The organism is Bacillus sp. 3255 (genome assembly GCF_031456485.1).
GTDB lineage: Bacteria > Bacillota > Bacilli > Paenibacillales > NBRC-103111 > Paenibacillus_E.
Genome location: NZ_JAVDUS010000010.1, coordinates 15,534 through 33,799, shown reverse-complemented (window position 1 = coordinate 33,799; position 18,266 = coordinate 15,534). Strand labels below are relative to the sequence as shown.

The window sequence follows — 18,266 nt, the reverse complement described above, 5'->3', positions numbered from 1 at the left end:
TCTGTAGTATGTACAAATGGGCAGAAAAAAAGCGATTCTCCCGAGGTGGGCCTCTGTCATCGTTCGTTTGCTTTTTGTAACACAATTGGAATATTTCTGTTACAGTCCGCTAATATACGTAGGGTATTATAATAAACAAGACCCCCTTTTTTAATATAAACTTTGGACCTGGCCCCGTTGGCTAGGTCCCCTTTTTTTGTGCGGGGATGATATACTGAAAGTAATTAAACTAAACGGTTGAACCGCGATTATGGAGGTAGCAGCTTATGTCGAAGCCCCTATTCGTTATCATCAATGGCCTTCCGGGCACAGGCAAAACAACCTTAGCCAAGCGGCTTGCACAAGATGTAAGGTTGCCGTTGTTTTCACGGGACGGATTGTACGAAACGCTGTACGACGCAATGGAGTGTCAGCATCATGGCTGTCCTGAGAACATGGCGCCTGCTGCGTTTGCACTCCTGTATGAGGTGGCAGGGACGCTTTTGTCAGCGGGTCAATCGTTGGTTACCGAGGGATTTTTCGGGAGGCCCGAGCTGCGGAGCGCCGAGTTTCTGAAGCTGCGGAAGGCTTCCGATTTCCAGCCCTTGCAAATTATGTGCCAGGCGGATGGCGAGGTGATCTTAAGTCGCTATCTCCAGCGGATGGGCAGGAGTGACCGGCATGAAGGACACCGGGACCTGGAATGGTTGGAGCAACCCGGGAACAGAGAGCGGCTGCTTGCCGGCCGGCTGGCACCTATGCAGCTTGGCGGTACGCTGATTGAGATCGATACGACGACTCAGCAAAGTTTCGACTACGAAAAGCTGCTTGAACGGGTACGCGCTGCGAGTGTGAAAAGCTGAAGTATAATCATGGAGAAGCGAGGGATCCTCATGCAACATAAGCTTCCGGACGAGCTGGCTGCAAAAATTGGCGGATATTCATGGCAAAGAATCACACTCGGTCAATCCCAGTCCCGAACGTACCGGTTAACGGGTGAAGGGCCGGATATGTATTTGAAAATCCAATCGCTCACAGCTGTCGAAAGCCTTGTTGGCGAGAAGGAACGATTGGTATGGCTGCAGGGGACATTACCTGTCCCCGAGGTGTTGTTTTACGGGAGAGACGATGCTGACGAGTACATGCTGATCACCGAGATCGCCGGAATCAATGCATCCGACAAGTGCTATGAATCCGCCCTTCCCCAGCTCATGCAGCAGCTCGCTTACGGGTTAAAGGCGGTTCATCGGGTTGAAATTGCAGGCTGCCCCTTCGATCAACGGCTTGACGTGAAAATAAAGGAAGCTGCAGGGCGGGTAGAACGCCAGCAAGTGGATGAGGACGATTTCGACGAGGCGCGGAAGGGGTTCTCGGCCCGGGAGTTGTTGAAGGAACTTCAGGCGACCAGGCCGGCCGCAGAGGATATTGTTTTCACGCATGGCGATTATTGCTTGCCCAATATCATTCTCCACGGCGGGAAGGTGAGCGGGTTCATCGATTGGGGCAGGGCCGGTCTGGCCGATCGTTATCAGGACCTGGCGCTCGCTGTTCGCAGCATCAGGTATAATTTTGGGCAGGAGCATGTGCAAGCGTTCCTTGATGCTTACGGTCTCGCGGAGCTGGATGAAGATAAGATTCGCTACTATCAGCTTCTGGATGAATTTTTTTAGCGGTCGGTGCGCCGCGGTGTCGCTAGTGTCAGCGAGCTATGGCCGTCCTTGTGCCTCGGGATGCTTAAGGCGACTTCGTTAGCATCTGCTGTAGCGGAAATACGGTGCGCTATTTCGCGGGTAACCGCCATTTTGACGGCGAGAGGGGAAATAGGATACTCTATTTCGCCGTAAATACGGTGATCCGAGCCATCTGCGTGCCAATAAGGCATCGTATTTCCGCCTAATGCCCCAAAACCCGGCGTTTTCGCTAAATAGCGGCCTGTATTTCCGCTAGCCCGCGCTCGATGCCGCTTAAGCTGCCCCACGCCCCGATACACTCACTCATACACGCTCACTCATCGCCACGCCTCGACACACACGCTCATACACGCTCGCTGATCCGCCCATGCCCCGGCACATCGCTCATACAAGCTCGCTCATCCGCCCAGCCCCGGCACTCCACTCATAAACGCTCACTCATCGCCACGCCCCGGCACACCGCTCATACAAGCTCGCTCATCCGCCCAGCCCCGACACTCCGCTCACATACGATCGCTCATCGCCACGCCTCGGCACATCCGCTCATACACACTCGCACATCGCCACGCCCCGGCACACCGCTCACACACGCTCACTCATCGCCCGCGCCCCGGCACACCCGCTCATACACACTCGCACATCCGCCACGCCCCGGCACACTCGCTCATACACGCTCACTCATTGCCACGCCTCGACACTCCGCTCATACTCGCTCACTCATCGCCACGCCCCGGCACACCCGCTCATACACGCATCCGCCCAGCCCCGACACTCCGCTCACTCATCGCCACGCCTCGACACACTCGCTCATACACGTTCGCTGATCCGCCCATGCCCCGGCACATCGCTCATACAAGCTCGCTCATCCGCCCAGCCCCGGCACTCCACTCATAAACGCTCACTCATCGCCACACCCCGGCACGCCGCTCATACACGCTCACTCATTGCCACACCCCGGCACACCGCTCATACAAGCTCGCTCATCCGCCCAGCCCCGAAACTCCACTCATACACGCTCACTCATCGCCACGCCTCGACACACTCGCTCATACACGCTCACTCATCGCCATGCCCCGGCACACCGCACATACACGCTCACTCATCGCCACGCCCCTGCACATCCGCCCAGCCCCCAGCACTAGCCCATACGCCACACCCGAGCTCCCTGCAAACACACAAAAGGACCCGCCAGAAAACGGGTCCTTTCTCCTATCGCTCAGAGCGATAAATCTCCTTCACCAAACGGTAAGCCAGCTTAGGCTTGCGGTACTCGTTCAGCAGTCCTTTGTTGTTGAAGCTGCGGGCGCGGTCGCGGAAGTACGGGCGGTCGCTGCGCACATCGACGCGAATGTCCGCGAAGTGCCAGATCAGCGTACCGACGATGCGCGGATCCTCGCGGAAGATCGCCAGCGCTTGCTGCAGGACGTCAGCCTGGTAGTCTTCACTGAACAGGCGCGGCTCCCAGCCGGCATCGCCGAAAATGCCGGCCGCACCGAATTCGCTCATGATGAGCGGCTTGCCTGCGGCGCCTTGCGCTTCGGCGTTGGCGTAATAATTTTGCAGCATATCCCGGAAGCCGCTGACATGGCCCTGATACCAGCCATAATATTTGTTGATGCCGATGACATCGAAGTAAGACAGGACGATGTCTTCTTCCGGATGCATGGTGGCGTAAGTGACGAGGCGGCTGGCATCCATGCTGCGGATTTTGCCGACGAATTTCTTCGTCAGCTCAAGCGCTTCCGTGGACCGGGTATCGATCTCATTGTGAGCGCCCCAGAAAATGATCGAGGGATGATGATAATCGCGCGTAATCATCTCGTCCAGCATCTGAATGCCGCGTTCCGCAAACAGAGGGCTTGCGAGTGTTTCCAAGCTCATGAAGCAGCCCCACATCGGGATCTCGCTCCATAACAGCATGCCGTGCTCGTCCAGCAGATCGACCCAGAATTGGCTTTGCGGATAGTGCGAGCCGCGAACGATGTTGCAGCCGAGGTCCTGCAGAATCGATAGATCCTTCAACATGAGCTTAGGCGGAAAGGCGAAACCCCACTCCGGATGCTCCTCATGACGGTTAACGCCTTGCAAATAAAGCTCCTTGCCGTTAAGCAGAATTTGTCCGCCGCGCACTTCCACGGTACGGAAGCCTGTCCGGTCGATCAGATCGTCCTCACCGGCCTGTACGCTAAATGTATACAACTCAGGACGACCGACATCCCATTTGCGGACGTTGGCGAGGCTGCCGCGAAGCGTGAGCTTCACGGATTGTCCCGCAGGAACATGGGCGGTAGAAGCAGGGAAATCGAGACCTTCCGTGGAAGCGGTAATGGTGAGCTCGCGATCTTCGCCGCTCAAGGAGTTCAACTGCAGCTGCAAGGAAATATCGGCATCGCTGCCCTGAAGCTGGTAGTCGATTTTCAGGGAGTCGATGTATACGTCAGGCAGCTCCTGCAGTTCAACGGATCGCATGATTCCTCCATACGAGTACCAATCCGCCACATCGGTAGGCAGTGTCTGCCAGTCCAATGTGCTGTCTACCCGGACGATCAACTCATGCCGTCCTGGCGCCAGATGCGGGATCAGAGCGGAGAATTGCGTATAGCCGCCGAAGTGGTAGGCAAGATGTTTGCCATCCACATACACGTCGGCATGATGCAGAATGCCTTCGAAGATCAGACGGATATTGCTTTCTTCGGTGATATCGAAGAAGGTGCGGTACCAGGCTGCGCCGATATATTCAAATAAGCCCAGTTCGTTATTCCAGCAGGATGGAACGACGAGCTTGCGGGAATCGCTTGGGAAGTTGATGAACCATTCCTCGCTGATGCCTGCGTTGCCGGGATCGGTGACGAAATCCCATACTCCGTCGAGCGAACGGGTCTGGCGGGCGATGTGCTGCACAAAAGTACGTCTCAAAGAAAAAATCCCCTTTCATGTCTGTTTCGTAAAGCGTATCATGGAAGAATGGGTAGTCGCTATGGACAAAGGAGTTTATGATTTGTCAAAATCGCTTTGACGGTGGTGAAACATGGATGGAAGAGAGCGCGCACAGAATGTATCGTCTCCGTCTGACGTACGAGAAGCTTCCGGTACCCGGCTGGCGGGATATCCGGAATACGATGGATGTACATTCGCTTTATTGGATTATGAGCGGGGAGGGCGAATTCTCGCATGCTCCTGATGAGGAGCCGATTCGGGTGAAGCCGGGAACGCTGTTGTATTTGAAGCCGGGCTTTTCCTTGACGATGTCGTCCTCCGTGGATCAGCCGCTTTATATACGCATGCTGCTGTTCGATGCCTTCGATGTGCCCTATGAGCACCAAACGTGGCAAAAGCCCGTCTATGTGGACACGCTTCACCTGCCGTTCATCAAGCTATATTCCCCGGAACAGGCTGTTTGGATACAGGAGCAGATCAAAATGATGTGGTCGATCCAGAGCACGGACCCGCACGAAAGGCAAGCGGAATTTCAATATGTGCTTTCGCGGCTGCTGCATTATATGAGGGATACGAACGATTCGGCGGACCCGTATATGAAAGCCTACCAGCAGGCCAAGTTCTGGATAGAAACATGCTACAATCGTCCGCTGAAGATGGAGGAGCTGGCGCGCAGCTTCCATATCTCGGTCTCTCAACTGCGCAAGCTGTTTATGCAGCAGATGGGCATCCCGCCGAAGGAATACTTGAACCGGATTCGCAACGAGAAAGCGAAGACGCTGCTGCTCCTGACGGAGGAACCGATGAAAGCGATCGCGGCCGCTTGCGGCTTTGCGGATGAATTTCATTTTGGTAAAATGTTCCGTGCATGGAATGAGGTATCGCCGGCCCGCTTTCGGGCCTTGTATAAATAGGTAGAGGAGAATGAGCGAACTATGGGAAAAGAGATCGAAAAGAAATTTCTATTGCCTGCGTTTCCGGCAGGCGAGCTGGATGAGGGAACGATTAAGCTGGTGTCCAAGCAGTATATTTACCAAACGTATCTGGCTTTCTCGGAGGACCAGGAAATTCGGGTGCGCAAGCTGGTGGACAGCTCCGGCCAAACGACCTATACGCATACGTTCAAATCAGGACACGGTATGGTCCGGGAAGAGATCGAGTACGGCATCTCGGAGCCGGTGTACAAGCAGCTTCTGGAGCGCACGGGGCTGATCCCGCTGGAGAAGATTCGCACGACGGTGGAGTGCGGTGGATTGTTTTTCGAGATCGATGAGTATAAGCAGGTGGATTTGGCGGTCGTTGAGGTTGAGTTTCCGGATGTCGCAGCAGCCGAGCGCTTTGAAGTACCTGCTTGGTTCGGCCGGGAGCTGGGGGCTGAGGAGGAATTCCGGAACAAGTCCATGTGGATTGCGCTGCAGGACAAATCTTAAAAAGTGCAGGAGGCTAAGCCGTCTCCGCATGGCGGAAGGGGCTTAGCCCTCATCTTCATCTTCACCTTCATCTTCATACCGGTTGCGATTGGGGGAATATAGTGATCAAGGATTTGCTCAACAATTTTGCGCTGCTTGCTGTCTTTACTTTCATTTCGATCCAAACTTTTTATAACCCTGCATGCAGAGCAATTGGGAAATGGAAGTTTCGCTTCTACGTAGGACTGGCTCACGGGATGTATGGCGTCCTGCTTGCTCTGATTGGGGTTCAAGCGGGGGCCAGACATATTCTGGATTTGAAAGCGATTGCGATTCTCATGGCGACGTTCATTGGCGGAAGTTTTTCCGGCTTGATCGCTACGCTGGTGATGATTCTGGGAAGAACGATGATCGATCCGTTTGTCCTGTTCCGCGTAAGTGTACTTGGGCTGCTGATTTTTGCGGGCAGCGCTCTCGTCCATCATTACGTTCACCGGTATTGGAGCAAGTGGGGGCTGCTCATTGCTTGCCCGGTCGTCTTCCTGTTCATTGATATGGTGATTGTGTATCGGCTGCCTTTTGTGGAAATGGTCTTGCCGGCCTTGCTGCTGCATCTGGGCGGCGGGGCGCTTGTCGGAGCGCTGTTCCAGTATTTTATGAAGTCGGAGGAGTTAAGAGGACAACTGCATCATATCAAACAAGAGCTTGCGAGCATATTGAGGCGGCAGCCAGGCATTACGTTCAAGGTGATCAGGATTCAGAATGAACCCGTGTTCACGATGATAGACGGCCAACTGCTGCACGATCTCGGGCTGGAACCGCGCCGGCTCGTCTATCGGGATGTGCTGCCATTAAAGCATTTTACGGCGGAATTCTCGGAGCATTTGAAGCTGAAGTTCGAAGAAGCCTGGCAGGGCCATCAAGTCTCCTATGAGGCTCATCTGCAGGGCAGGACCTTGTTCACGACGCTGCAGCCCGTATTCGATGGGGAACAAGTGGCAGAGATTATCGGCTCGACGACCGATATTACGGAGCGCATAGAAGCGGAGAAACGCGTGCAACAATCGGACCAAGCGAGCCAGGCCAAGAGCCAGTTCATCGCCAAGATGAGCCATGAAATCAGAACTCCGCTCAACGGGATTATCGGACTGACGCGGATTCTCGCGAAAACGCCGCTGTCCGACCATCAGAAAGATTATTTGAGCAAGATCAAATCCTCCTCACACACGCTGCTCGGCATTATTAACGATGTGCTCGATCTGTCCAAGGTGGAAGCGGGCAAGCTGGAAGTGGAGCTTACGGGCTTTCATATCGACGAGCTTCTGAAGGATTTGGCCAGCATTCTCAGCGTCCTGCCGGATAATAAGCCGATCGAGCTGATTTTCAATACGGCTGCCGAGCTCCCTACCCACATACTCGGCGATCCGCTTCGGCTCAAGCAGGTGCTGCTCAATCTGTGCAGCAATGCAATCAAATTCACGACGACAGGCTATGTGATGCTGAAAATCGAGGTGGAGCCTTCATCGTCATCGAGTGAGCACATTATGCTCCATTTCACGATTGAGGATAGCGGAATCGGGATATCGGACGACCGGCTTGCCGCCATATTCGAGCCCTTCTCACAGGCTGACGGATCGACCAGCCGGGAATACGGCGGCACCGGACTGGGCCTTACGATCAGCCAGCATCTGATCAGTCTGATGGGCGGCGTGTTGGAAGCGGCGAGTACGGTCGGCAAGGGGAGCACATTCCGCTTTTCCCTGCCCTTCCAGGTCATTGAAGCGGCGGACCCCGACGCCTGGGACGTTTCCAAGCAGCATGCCCCGTACCGGGTACTTCTGGTACAGGACCATCCGCTAATGAGCGGCGCCTTGCGAGAATCATTGGAGTCGTTCGCGCTGATTGTTACGGACGTATCTTCATGGAAAGCGATGTTCGACCGCCTGAAGGGAGAGGAGAAGTACGATGCAATTCTGCTCGATATGGAAGCCGAAGACATGTACGGTATCGAGACGTGGAATTCGCTAATGGACACGATCTCCAGGGAGCATACGGTTGTCGTAGGCTGCACCTCTCCCTTGGGCAAAGAGGAAATGCTCAAGCTGCCGGCCGATCAGAGACCCGATGCCGTGCTGGTGAAACCGATCTGCCGGTTGGAGCTCTTTCAGACGCTGGATGCCTTGTTCCATCCCCACCCTGCGGCCAAACACGCTGGAAACGGCGACGCTGCGAAGGGACTTGAGACGAAGAAGACAGGCCGCATTTTGCTGGTGGAGGATAATGAAATCAACCGTCAGGTCGCCGGAGAGCTCCTGGAGGAGCAGGGCTACAGCGTCTCGATGGCAGAGAACGGCCAGGAAGCGATCGACGAGCTTCAAGCGAATGCCTATGACTTGGTGCTCATGGATATCCATATGCCGGTTATGGATGGTATGGAGGCGATGCAGCGTATCCGGCAATTTCCGCTTTTTCAGCAGCTGCCGATTGTAGCATTGACAGCCAACGTCGTGAAAGAGGACCATGAGCAATATCTGCGACAAGGAATGAACGATGTCATCAGCAAACCGCTGGATGTGAAACGCCTGTACCAAGTGGTAAGCAAATGGATTGAGCCTCGTCGCGAACAGGCTCATGCGGATGCTTCACCGCCAAGTTCAGCGAATTTCTATATGGACATAGAAGCGATCGATTGGCGGGCGGCACTGGCTCGCGTAGAAGGCAAAGCATCCATTCTGACAGTCATGCTGCATCTGTTTAAGAAAAACTACAGCGGTTTCGCCGAGCAGTTGATCGCGCATCTGCGCGAAGGCGATACAGTATCCGCCAAGAGGGCCGTTCATACACTGCTCGGTGTAGCAGGCAGCCTGTCGGCCGACGGGCTGCGGGAAGCGACGGCTAGGCTGGAACTGGCGATTGCGGAGAGCACAGATCTTCATGTGCCGCTCGCTGCCGTAGCTGCAGAAATCGAACGAATCATCGCCGGCATTCCGGATGAGAAGTGAATGAATAAGGGCGGCCAGGATAAGAAATCCTGGCCGCCCTATGACTTTTTGGACAGAAGTAAGCTTCCTGTGCCATACTTTGGGATAGAAGAAGGAGGTGCAGCTATCATGCAAATCATTCGGCTTGGACAGCAAGACGTCCCGCAGGTGCAAGCCTTAATGCTTGAAGTATGTTCGCGGTTGCCATCGGATGCGCTCTATTCCATGGACCGTCTGGAAGCCTTATACGAATATGTCGAAGAGAAAGGCGAAATGTACGGCGTCTTCCAAGGGGAAGCGCTAGTCGCCTATACGGTGCTCGCCTTCCCGGGGCACGGCGCCGGCAATTTGGGCAGGGAGTTCGGCGTACCGGAGGCCGAGCTTCCGAAAGTCGCTTCGCTGGAGGGGACGATCGTGCACGAATCGGTGCGCGGATCAGGCCTGCAGCGGCGCTTCCACGCCTACCGGGAGCAGCGCGCCCGGGAGAGAGGGATGCTATACTTGTATGCGACCGTGCATCCGGACAATGCCGTCAGCCGGGCCAATCTGGAATCGGCAGGCTTCACGCTGCAGTTCTCGCGTCCGATGTACGGCGGGCTCCCGAGGCAGTGCTATGCGAAGAAATTACTTCGTTAGGGCGAGCTCCTGCACTTTCTTCCATTCGCCAAGCTGCTTTTCCAGTTGAGCCACCAGGGTGTCGACATCTTGCAGGAATTGGTCCCGCTCGGCGGCGTCGACCTGCAGAGCAGCGCTCCGCAGGTCGCTTGCGTCCGAAGCCCCAACCGCTGCAAGCAGCTGGAGCAATTTGCGTTGAATCGGTGCAGTAGGAGCCGCAGCCGCAGCAGTAGTCGCAGCCGTTTCAGCTGTAGCAGCTTGGGAGCCGCTATCCGCTGCAGGAGCTTCGCCAAGCTTATCCGCCTTCGGCGCAGCTTTGGCAGAAGCTTTGGCAGAAGCTTTGGCAGCCGCAGCGGGCTTGGCGCGTTCGGCACGGTTATTTTGAAAGACCGACCATGTCTCTACCAGCTCGGGCCCTGATTTGTACAAGAGCTTGCCTTTGGTGCTCTCGGAGATCTCTTTATCCTTGAACATCTTGGCGATCTTCTTCACGTCGCTGACAGGCATTTCATCCCGCGCCATAATCAGGGCAAGCGGATCGCGGTGCTCGATCGCGAGATCCTTCAGCGGCAGCAGCTGATCCTCGGTCAGCTTGTCCTTGCGAATTTCGGTGCCGCTCACAATCAGCTTTTTGACCGCGTTGCCGAATTTCAGCAGTTCGCATTTATTCTTGATATAAGCTTCGGGCTTGCCCAGCTTGCTGGAGAGATATTTCAGCGAGGAGCTGAACTTCGCATCATGCATCAGCTTGTGGAATGCCTCTCCTTCCTCAATGGGGGAGAAGCCCTCCCGCGTCAAATTCTCCGCAATTTGCTCCAAATAAATTTCCATCTCATCCGTAACCGTCGAGACGATGCAGGCCATGGTAGGTTTCCCCAGCATTTGACTAGCTTTGTAGCGGCGGTTTCCGTAAATGATTTTGTATCTCCCGTCTCCCGTCGATCTGACTTTAATCGGAGAAAGCAAACCGATCTCCCCGATACTTTTCATCAGCTCCTGCAAAGCTTCTTCATCGAACTGGTATCTGGGCTGGTCCTTGTCCTCGTCAATGAGCTCGATTGGAATTTCTAATATATTCATAGCAAGTCTCCATTCGTTCAATTGTTCCTGATTTATTATATAACAAGGGGCAATTCGTGGAAATCTTTTCTACAGTCCGACATTGCGTTGTTTGAATTCCGTTGGGGTTAAGCCTGTAACCGCTTTAAAATTTCTGCAAAAATAATGAATGCTCGAATAGCCCAATTGCATGGCGACTGCTTCGATCGACTGCTCGTGGAGCAGCAGAAGCTGCGCCTGCTTGACCCGTTCGAGGATCAAGTAATGCTTCGGGGCATAGCCAGTTGCCTCGCGAAACAATTCTGCGAAGTACGTCGGGTGGTAGCCGCAGATGGCGGCCAGCTCCGGCGTTGTCCAGTTGCGGGATGTTTCCTTATGAATCGCTTCGATGGCAGCGGCGATTTTGCTATGCTCGCCTGCGGCCCGGAACCGTTTATCGATCTGGTAGCGCAGCAGCGTGGTCAGAATTTGAATGAGATATCCGCGGGCGATCGCGCCATAGCCGGGCTCCTGATGAAGGTATTCCTTGGCAATCCGCGCGAACAAGCCTTCAAGCTGCGTCACTTCGTAGAAATTCCACAGATCTACGTCGCCATGGCCTTCTACATGCACCGAGTAGGTTCTGGCCGGCTGAGCCAAGCTCCCTCTGCCGTGCATGACGATTCGCGGCTCGGGATGGACCGCTTCGCTCGATGCGGAGTCCCAGCTGAAATGAATGCTGCCCAGCGTAGAAGGACCCTCTGAGGAAATGGCCAGACGATGCGGCGTATCGGCTCCGTAGAACAGACAGCTCCCCGGGAGCAGATGCAGGCATTTTCCGGCGAACTCAAAGGTCGCAGCGCCGGACACCACCAAGATGAGCTGACAGTCGGGGATGGTGCGCGGGCCCCAGCAGGTGCCGGCAGGGGACTGGAAGTAATTGGCGAAGTTAACCGTCGGCCGCAGGTTTCCGAGTGATCCCAGATGAGTTTTCATGTAAACATCACCCTCGCAAGGCAAAGATTTAACTCTATTGTTTCACCAAATGGGGAGTTGTGCAAGAACGGAATGAGCGTGTCCGGGCGTTCGATCCCCTATAAAAAGATTGATCTCGTTTTTAGTAGGTGATATAACAGTCGGTGTCGAATTATGGCACTGAAGCTTACAAATGACGGGGGTAGAGTACATGAAAACGATGCAGTATACGATATTAGCTCTAGTTTTCGTCATACTAGTTTCATCCTCCGAGTTTATGTTGGGGAAGTATAAGAACTCATTGATGAATGAACTTTATATGAGCGAGCAATCTCAATTATCCGCCAGGGCGCTGGCATTGGAATCGGTCATTGACCGTAACTTCAATCTGATGGTCAGTCTGGAGGCTTTCGTGAGCTCCAGCTATCTGGTTAATAAAACGGATCAAGAAGTTGTGGATTACATAGCCTCCCTTTATCTAGGCGCGCAAGCCTCTACGCTCAACATCATCATTGCACCCGGCGGCGTCATGAAGTTCATTTTTCCGCTCAAAGGCAACGAGTCTATCGTCAATTGGGATTTGTTGAAGGACCCGCGCGAGAATGTGCAGCAGCAAGTATTACGTTCCTTGCAAACGAAAAAAATGACGATGGACGGTCCGTTTAAGCTGCTGCAAGGGATGAACGGTTTAGTCGCCCGCAAGCCGATTTATCATGACGGCGTGTTCTGGGGCTTTGTTTCCGTCGGGGTCGATCTCGACCACCTGCTGTCCGAAGCGGAGCTGAAAGAAGAAGAGGCGCGGCATGAGCAGCTGGCGATCCGCAGCGCGGGCCTGCCTGCTTTTTTCGGAGACGATGCCGTCTTTCAATCGAATCCGTTGACGGCTGCCGTCGAGTTCGGGGATAACAAATGGGAATTGGCCGCCTTGCCCCAGATTAGCGCCGTTCAGAGCATCGAGAAGCAAATTCTCATGACACGCAGCTCCTTTATTACGATACTGATGCTCGGCTTGATCTTCTTCCTGTACATGATCAGGCAGAGGGATATGCTCAGCCGGGCCGTGAACGAGCGAACGCAGGAGCTCCAGCTTGCCAATGAAGATCTGACGGCGATGAATGAGGAGCTGCTGGCCGGTCAGCAGGAGCTCCAGCAGTCGACCAAGCGGCTGCAGGAATCCGAGCATATGCTCTCTTACATGGCGTACCATGATGTGTTGACCGGCATTCATAACCGGGCGCATTTTCAAATGGTTTTGAAAGAACAGATTGTATATAAGGAAATAAGCCAATCCTCTTTAGCCGTACTGTTCTTTGATTTGGACAATTTCAAAATGGTGAATGATTCGCACGGCCATCATATGGGCGATCTCATGCTGCGCGAGGTGGTGAACCGGATCTTGCAGTCCGAGCTCACTTATCATACATTCGCCAGGTTCGGCGGCGATGAGTTCGCCATCCTTCTGGAGGACTATGCGAATGTAGAGGAGATTGAGCGCTTCTGCGAGAAGCTGATCGATATTTTGAAACCGCCGTGCCATCTGTCGGGCCGTTCCTTCTTCATCAGCGCCAGCATCGGCATCGTGCAGTATCCGCATGGTGGACGGACGTGGGATTCGCTGCTCAAAAACGCCGATATCGCCATGTATATGGCGAAGAAAGAGAGCGGCAGCTCCTACAGCTTCTTCAACCAGCAGATGGCGATGAAATCCGTATCGAAGCTCGAGATGGGGAATCACCTCAGGCAGTCGATCGAGCGAGGCGAGCTGGAGATTGTGTACCAGCCTCAAGTAGATTGCCGGTTAGGCAAAATCGTTGGAGTTGAGGCGCTGCTGCGTTGGAATCACACGACCAAGGGATATATATCCCCGTCGGAATTCATCCCGATTGCGGAAGAGATGGGCTTCATCGTAACCATTGGCGAATGGGTGCTGCGAGGGGCTTGCCGGCAGATGAAAGCGTGGCACAGTCTGATGGACGAGAAGCTGACGCTTTCCGTCAATCTATCGGTGAAACAGCTGAACGATGAGCGATATATTCAGAAGGTAAGCCAGATCCTTGAGGAAACAGGCATTGAGCCCCAGTATTTGGAAATGGAAATTACGGAAAATGTGGCGATGCTGGATGAGCAGCTGGATGCGCTTGGCCGGTTGAGGCAGATGGGAATTTCGTTATCCGTCGATGACTTCGGAACCCATTATTCATCGCTCAGTTATTTAAAAAGATTCCCCGTTACCAAAATCAAGCTCGACCAGTCTTTTGTCCGCGGCATCCAAACCGATGATAAAGACCGGGCCATGATTAAGGCGATCATCTCGGTGGCCAAATCGTTCCAGCTTCAAATCATCGCCGAAGGCGTCGAAACGGAGGAGCAGGCCGGCTTCCTGGTCGCCAACGGCTGCCGCCACATTCAAGGCTATTACTTCTTCAAGCCGATGAATCCGGAGCAGACCTGGAGCGCTTTGCAAATGAATTTGCAGCCGAAGCTGGCGTTTCTCGTCTCTTAACAGCAAAAATCTCCCCCGCCATACGGCAGGGGAGATTTTTCTTTATAGAGGTACGATTTGTTTTTGTTTGTTTTTGAAGTAAACCCAATGTTGGAAGCCGATCTCTTTCAGCGTCTTGCTGACCTCGTGCCAATCGTCGCCAACCCGGCTAGGGATATGGGCATCCGAGCCGAACGTCACTTCAACCCCATAATGCAGAGCCTGCTCCAGAATGGCATGGGATGGGTACCAGCCGCCGACATCTTTGGTCTTGCCGGATGTATTAATTTCAATGGCAACACCGGACTCACCGATGACTTTAAGCGTTTCATTAACCGCCGGGGTCGGAATATCCGAGAATGCGGGATAGAACCCTTTCATCGCATCGATATGTCCGAGAATCTGAAACATGCCGGAACGCGCAGATTCCGCGATAAGGCGGTAATATTCTTCTTTGTGCTCGATGTGCTGCTGTGCGTTCAGCTTCTTCCATCTGTTGCGGTTAAAAATGCTGACTCCGCCGGATAGATGCACGGAACCGATTATGTAGTCGAACGGATATTTGGCATATTCCTGACGGTAAATGTCTACGTGCTCCGGGAAATAATCGGATTCTACGCCTAAGAGCACATCGATTTTGCCCTCATATTCTTTCTTGAGCTGTAATACTTCCGCCACATAGCGGGGAAATTCGCTCTTCGCCATGGCGATCAGGGGTTGGGCGTGATCTTCCGGACTTCCGAAATAAGGGGAGTGGTCTGAAATTCCGATCACTTGCAAACCGGCTGCAATCGCGGCTTCGATATAATCGCGTATTGAATCCTGGGCGTGTCCGCATCGGTCATGATGGGTATGTAGGTCAAATTTCATACGAGAATACCTCCTAAGCAATGTATGTTATTCAGAACCGAGAAATTGTGTTTCCGGCATTCCTTTCAAGTCTAGCAGGAATTGCTGCATGGCAGAATTTAAGTAGCGTCCTGACTTATATACTACACCGACGGGATGGGTTATATCCAATTCGTTGACCTTCACCATTTTCAAAGTGCCATGACGCAGTTCGTCAGCGACAGACATCTTGGAAATGATGGCAACGCCAAGGTTTAACTCGACCATTCGTTTCACTTCTTCACTGCTGGAGAGTTCCATGACAATATGCGGAGAGACATCGTAGGTTTTGAAAATTTGATCGACGAACCGCCGTCCGGCTGTTTCCGGCGAAAGCATAATGAAAGGAATATTGCGCAGCTTCTCAATCGATAGATGAGCGAACCTGGCAAGCGGATGATGGGTCGATACGATGAGCTCGAATGTGTCGTAGTAGAGGACGGATGTTTCAAGCGCCTGATTTTTCTCGAATAAATACGTAATCCCGATATCGATCTGGCTGTTCTCTACCGAGTTCATGATCTGGGATGATGTCATGGAGTGAATCGTTGTTTTGATCAAGGGAAATTGGTCTTGGAAATAAGAGAGTACCCGAGGCAAAATCTGCATCGCAATCGACGTTGTCGTCCCAATGTGAATGTGGCCCTGCGGGGTTTGGTGCAAGTCGGACAATCGCTGCTTGAGGTCGCTGGCGATCCGCAGCATTTTCTCGGCGTGCTCTAGAAACAGCTTTCCGCTATCCGTTAAAGTGACGGGTTGGTTGCGATCGATGAGGATTGTGCCGAATTCGTCTTCTAGGCTCTTGATTTGCGCGGAAACGGCAGGTTGGGTCAAGTTGAGAATTTCGCCAGCTTTACGAAAGCTCATCGTCTTGGAGATCGTGAGCAATGTTTCCAACTGGTTCATATTCATGGGCATACCTCCTGCTTGACAATTTATTTACAAATAAAATTTATCGAAATTGTAAAGAACAATAAAAAGCTTTTGTAACCCTATTATATGATACGAAACGTAGGTCGGCAATCCTTGCAGCCGGAAGTGGGGCTCGACAGGAGCTTTGGGGGGGCTGGACAAGGAAAGGCTGATTTTCATTGCCATATACTCAAATTTGATTATAATATTTTATATATATTAAATTGAATGTTAAAGGAGATTCACTTTCATGTCGTTAACGCGCAAATCCAACCCAACCTGGACGGTTGTCGGATTGATGCTGGGACTGCTGCTGGCTTCGCTGGATCAGACGATCGTCTCGACGGCGATGCCGACCATCGTGTCCAAATTAGGCGGCTTCAGCCAATTCGTTTGGGTCTTCTCGGCGTATTTGATTGCCAACGTGGCCGCTATGCCGATTTTCGGGAAGCTGTCGGATATGTACGGCCGCAAGCTTTTCTTCATTATCGGTATTATCGTATTCATGATTGGCTCCGCTCTATGCGGAACGGCCGCATCGATGACGCAGCTCATCGTCTACCGGGCGATCCAGGGGATCGGCGGCGGCGCTCTGATGCCGATTACGTTCGCCATTATTTTTGACATTTTCCCGCCGGAGAAACGGGGGAAAATGCAGGGGTTGTTCGGAGCCGTATTCGGACTATCGTCCGTCCTCGGCCCGATTATCGGAGCTTATTTCACGGATCACGTTACGTGGGAATGGATTTTCTTCATCAACCTTCCGCTTGGCGTCGTATCGCTATTGCTTATTATTTTCGCTTACCATGAGTCGGTTGAGCACAGCAAAGCCAAGATTGACTGGAGCGGAACCATTCTGCTGACGGCCGCGATCGTATCGCTTATGTTTGCGCTTGAGCTCGGCGGCAAAGAGTATGCTTGGGGTTCCTGGCAAATCATCGGCTTGTTCGCCGGATTCGCCGTTCTGCTGGGCGTCTTCCTGATGGTTGAGAAATACGCGGCTGAGCCGATCGTGCCGCTGGATCTGTTCACTAACCGCCTGTTCACGGCGAGCATGGGCGTCAGCTTCGCTTACGGGGCTGTGCTTATCTCGGCCGGTACGTATATTCCGTTGTTTATTCAAGGGGTCTTCGAAGGCTCGGCCACGAATGCGGGCTCAACGTTAACACCGATGATGCTCGGCGTCGTCGTCAGCTCCGCACTCGGCGGACGTTTCATCGGGAGGTTCTCCTACCGCAATGTGATGCTCGTCTCCGTTGCGCTGCTGCTGATTGCGACATCGCTGCTCGGCGGCATCTCCTTCGAATCGAAACGCGGGACCATCATAACATTTATGATTCTGATGGGGCTAGGGATCGGTGCTAATTTCCCGATCATGTCCATGTCCGCGCTGCACAAAATTGATTTCCGCCGCAGAGGCACCGTCACCTCGCTGGTCGGCTTCTTCCGTTCCGTAGGCTCTGCGATTGGCGTTGCCGTATTCGGCAGCATTCAGGTCAACTCGCTAAGAGATAATATTACGGCTTCCCTGCAAGATCCGGCGATGGCGGAGAAATTCCACGATGCCCGCATCCTGCTGCAGCCGGAGGTTAGAGCGGGCATTCCTCCGGAAGTACTGCACAAGCTCCTGACGGCGCTCGCCGATTCGATTGCGGTTGTCTTCCAAACGACGATCGTACTGGCTGCGATCGGCCTCGCTTTCATTCTGCTGATGGGGAACGCAAAGCTGGAAGTAGGGAGTGCGCCCGTTAAGGGGAATGCGCCTGCGGGACATTAGGAGGTAACTGCGATGTCGATGAAGCTTGTCATACTCGGACTGCTGATGGAAGCTAACCGGCATACCTATGACATTCGGCAAACGATGAAAGAAAGAGGCATGAACAATTACATGAAGCTGCAGGACGGGTCTTTGTATTATGCAATGGACCAACTGCGGAAGGACGGCCACGTTGAAGCGCTGGAAGTTGTGCGGGATACGAACCGGCCGGAGAAAACCGTATTCCGGATAACGGAAGCCGGTAAAGTCAAATTTCAAGAGCTGCTGATCGAGCAGCTGCATGAGGATTTCAAGCACTATCATCCGCTTTATGTCGCCCTGCCGTTCACCGTGCACGGGGATCAAGCGAAGATCGCCGATATTCTCGAGAATAAAATTATGGCCCAGAGAATGCTCATGAACAAAATGAGAAGCTTGTATGAAGAGCACCGGAGCATCGTACCGCGCGTCATTCTGCAAATGATGATCGGCACGTATAAGCGGGCGTTCAGCGAGATGAAATGGCTGGAGCAGCTGCAGAAGGACGCCCGCGAGGGACGGCTGCAGGAAAGAAACGCTCCGCCCGAAGTGGACTGGGATTGA

Annotated in this window: 15 protein-coding genes; 9 read left to right on the top strand and 6 right to left on the bottom strand. The window is 53.4% G+C overall.

The features are described from left to right. Nucleotides 1-266: 266 nt before the first annotated feature. The gene (locus J2X61_RS16165) at nt 267-842 is read left to right on the top strand and encodes a P-loop nucleotide/nucleoside kinase family protein (RefSeq protein WP_310189124.1); all 576 of its coding nucleotides are present in this window, start codon (nt 267-269) and stop codon (nt 840-842) included. Between the two features lie 30 nt (nt 843-872). After that, nucleotides 873-1,649, top strand: a complete 777-nt coding sequence (locus J2X61_RS16160) for an APH(3') family aminoglycoside O-phosphotransferase (RefSeq protein ID WP_310189122.1) — start codon at nt 873-875, stop codon at nt 1,647-1,649. Here the strand turns inward: J2X61_RS16160 and J2X61_RS16155 are convergent. Together J2X61_RS16155 and J2X61_RS16150 are read right to left on the bottom strand one after the other, a co-directional pair. Next, nucleotides 1,646-1,861, bottom strand: a complete 216-nt coding sequence (locus J2X61_RS16155) for a hypothetical protein (RefSeq protein WP_274472496.1) — start codon at nt 1,859-1,861, stop codon at nt 1,646-1,648. The two genes, J2X61_RS16160 and J2X61_RS16155, sit on opposite strands and share 4 nt — an antisense overlap. Before the next feature lie 1,018 nt (nt 1,862-2,879). Continuing rightward, entirely contained in the window at nt 2,880-4,586 is a 1,707-nt protein-coding gene (locus J2X61_RS16150; protein ID WP_274472497.1) for a glycoside hydrolase family 2 protein, read from the bottom strand. Nucleotides 4,587-4,663: 77 nt separating this feature from the next. Here J2X61_RS16150 and J2X61_RS16145 point away from each other — a divergent pair, with 77 nt between their 5' ends. From J2X61_RS16145 to J2X61_RS16130, 4 genes are all read left to right on the top strand, one after another. Next, the gene (locus J2X61_RS16145) at nt 4,664-5,521 is read left to right on the top strand and encodes a helix-turn-helix transcriptional regulator (protein WP_274472498.1); all 858 of its coding nucleotides are present in this window, start codon (nt 4,664-4,666) and stop codon (nt 5,519-5,521) included. A gap of 21 nt (nt 5,522-5,542) precedes the next feature. Then, nucleotides 5,543-6,037 carry a CYTH domain-containing protein gene (locus J2X61_RS16140; RefSeq protein WP_274472499.1) on the top strand — a complete coding sequence of 165 codons (495 nt, stop codon included), beginning with the start codon at nt 5,543-5,545 and terminating at the stop codon, nt 6,035-6,037. A gap of 101 nt (nt 6,038-6,138) precedes the next feature. Beyond that, nucleotides 6,139-9,018, top strand: a complete 2,880-nt coding sequence (locus J2X61_RS16135) for a hybrid sensor histidine kinase/response regulator (protein ID WP_310189119.1) — start codon at nt 6,139-6,141, stop codon at nt 9,016-9,018. A 108-nt stretch (nt 9,019-9,126) separates the two neighbouring features. After that, nucleotides 9,127-9,633: a GNAT family N-acetyltransferase gene (locus J2X61_RS16130; RefSeq protein WP_274472501.1), complete on the top strand. Its 507-nt coding sequence runs from the start codon at nt 9,127-9,129 to the stop codon at nt 9,631-9,633. On the opposite strand, the gene J2X61_RS16125 is transcribed toward J2X61_RS16130, so the two are convergent. Beyond that, a complete protein-coding gene (locus J2X61_RS16125) occupies nt 9,622-10,692 on the bottom strand; it encodes a ParB/RepB/Spo0J family partition protein (protein WP_310189116.1) in 1,071 nt (356 codons plus the stop codon). The two genes, J2X61_RS16130 and J2X61_RS16125, sit on opposite strands and share 12 nt — an antisense overlap. 69 nt (nt 10,693-10,761) lie before the next feature. Next, the gene (locus J2X61_RS16120) at nt 10,762-11,646 is read right to left on the bottom strand and encodes an AraC family transcriptional regulator (protein WP_310189114.1); all 885 of its coding nucleotides are present in this window, start codon (nt 11,644-11,646) and stop codon (nt 10,762-10,764) included. Between the two features lie 190 nt (nt 11,647-11,836). Between J2X61_RS16120 and J2X61_RS16115 the strand changes: the two genes are divergently transcribed. Beyond that, entirely contained in the window at nt 11,837-14,128 is a 2,292-nt protein-coding gene (locus J2X61_RS16115; RefSeq protein WP_274472504.1) for a bifunctional diguanylate cyclase/phosphodiesterase, read from the top strand. Nucleotides 14,129-14,170: 42 nt separating this feature from the next. On the opposite strand, the gene J2X61_RS16110 is transcribed toward J2X61_RS16115, so the two are convergent. Continuing rightward, nucleotides 14,171-14,977, bottom strand: a complete 807-nt coding sequence (locus tag J2X61_RS16110; protein WP_274472505.1) for a histidinol-phosphatase — start codon at nt 14,975-14,977, stop codon at nt 14,171-14,173. A 27-nt stretch (nt 14,978-15,004) separates the two neighbouring features. Next, nucleotides 15,005-15,907: a LysR family transcriptional regulator gene (locus tag J2X61_RS16105; protein ID WP_274472506.1), complete on the bottom strand. Its 903-nt coding sequence runs from the start codon at nt 15,905-15,907 to the stop codon at nt 15,005-15,007. Nucleotides 15,908-16,157: 250 nt separating this feature from the next. Here J2X61_RS16105 and J2X61_RS16100 point away from each other — a divergent pair, with 250 nt between their 5' ends. Both J2X61_RS16100 and J2X61_RS16095 read left to right on the top strand, forming a co-directional pair. Then, nucleotides 16,158-17,684 (top strand): MDR family MFS transporter, encoded by a 1,527-nt coding sequence (locus J2X61_RS16100; protein ID WP_274472507.1) that lies wholly within the window; start codon nt 16,158-16,160, stop codon nt 17,682-17,684. A gap of 12 nt (nt 17,685-17,696) precedes the next feature. Continuing rightward, entirely contained in the window at nt 17,697-18,266 is a 570-nt protein-coding gene (locus J2X61_RS16095; protein ID WP_274472508.1) for a PadR family transcriptional regulator, read from the top strand.